The sequence below is a fragment of the Sphingobium xenophagum genome (assembly GCF_031457465.1).
Lineage (GTDB): Bacteria > Pseudomonadota > Alphaproteobacteria > Sphingomonadales > Sphingomonadaceae > Sphingobium > Sphingobium xenophagum_A.
Genome location: NZ_JAVDWV010000054.1, coordinates 1 through 1320, shown reverse-complemented (window position 1 = coordinate 1320; position 1320 = coordinate 1). Strand labels below are relative to the sequence as shown.

Genomic DNA, 1320 nt, shown 5'->3' with positions numbered 1-1320 from the left:
AGTGAAGCGCCCCGGGTTTTCAGGAGGCAGTTTTCTTTGGGCTACGCAGCCATATCGAGGTTCTTGAGAGCTGCATAGTAATTGTCTTCGGCCTCAGCGGGCGGGATGTGCCCGATAGGGCCGAAAAGACGGTAGTTGTTGTACCAATCAACCCAGCGCAGGGTTGCCATTTCGACCGCCGATGCAGTTGGCCATGATCGCTGCCGCCAGATGACCTCAGCCTTGTAAAGGCCGTTGATCGTCTCAGCTAAGGCATTGTCGTAGGAATCGCCAACGCTGCCAACCGAGGGTACGAGCTTGGCTTCGGCCAGACGCTGGGTGTAATTCATGGCAAGATATTGAACTCCCCTGTCGCTGTGATGGATAAGTTGATCCTCTGGACCGGGCCTGCGGGCATGGATCGCCTGCTCCAGGGCATCCAGGACGAAGCCCGCAGTGGCGGACGTGCTGACCTTCCATCCGACGATCCGCCGGGCAAAAGCGTCGATAACGAAGGCGACATAAACGAAGCCCGCCCAGGTGTGCACATACGTGAAATCGACGACCCACAGAGCGTTGGGCCGACTGACGCGAAACTCCCGATTGACCTTGTCCAGCGGACACGGCGCCTTCGGGTTGCTGACAGTGGTAACCGTCTTTTTCCCACGTCGAACGCCTGCCAGCCCCATGGCTCGCATCAACCGTTCCACCGTGCATTTCGCCACCATGATGCCTTCACGCCGCATCTGGTGCCAGACCTTGCGTGCCCCATAGAGACCAAAGCTGGCATCATGGACCCGCTTGATCTGCTCCCGGATCTCCTCATCGCGTCGGGCACGCGCTGAGCGCTTGCCGGGGCCGGCACGGCGCGCGGCATGTTCGTAATAAGCGGAAGGGGCGATTGCCAACTCGCGGCAGATCGGCTCGATCCCCAACTTCTCGCGATGGGCGTCGATGAACGCCATCATCATCTCCCGGGGCGGTCGAGCTCCGCCATCGCAAAATATGCCGAGGCCTTGCGCAGGATCTCGTTAGCCCGGCGCAGCTCCTTCACTTCGCGCTCGAGCAACCTCAGGCGTTCCCGGTCATCGGCCGCCAACGCCGCTGGTCCCGCTCGTCGGCTCGCCTCCTCGCGGCACCAGCGGCGCAGCGTCTCCAGCGAGCAGCCGATCTTCGCCGCGATCGACTTCATCACTTCCCATTCCGAGCCGTACTCAGCCCGCTGCTCCGCGACCATACGGACCGCGCGTTCCCGTACTTCGGGTGAAAATTTGTTCGTCGTCTTGCTCATAACGGCTCCTTGTCACAAGTGGGAGCCTCCTGAAAACCCGGGGCGCTTCA

General features: G+C 61.1%; 1 protein-coding gene and 1 other annotated feature. The gene reads right to left on the bottom strand.

What is annotated here, in order from left to right; translation table 11 throughout:
- Nucleotides 1-41 precede the first annotated feature (41 nt).
- A protein-coding gene (locus J2W40_RS20530; RefSeq protein ID WP_310227822.1) for an IS3 family transposase occupies nucleotides 42-1270 on the bottom strand; the annotation gives its coding sequence in 2 pieces (ribosomal slippage) (nucleotides 42-982 and nucleotides 982-1270; 1230 coding nt in all).
- Nucleotides 873-989, bottom strand: a sequence feature (AL1L pseudoknot). It overlaps the preceding gene by 117 nt.
- Nucleotides 1271-1320: the final 50 nt, after the last annotated feature.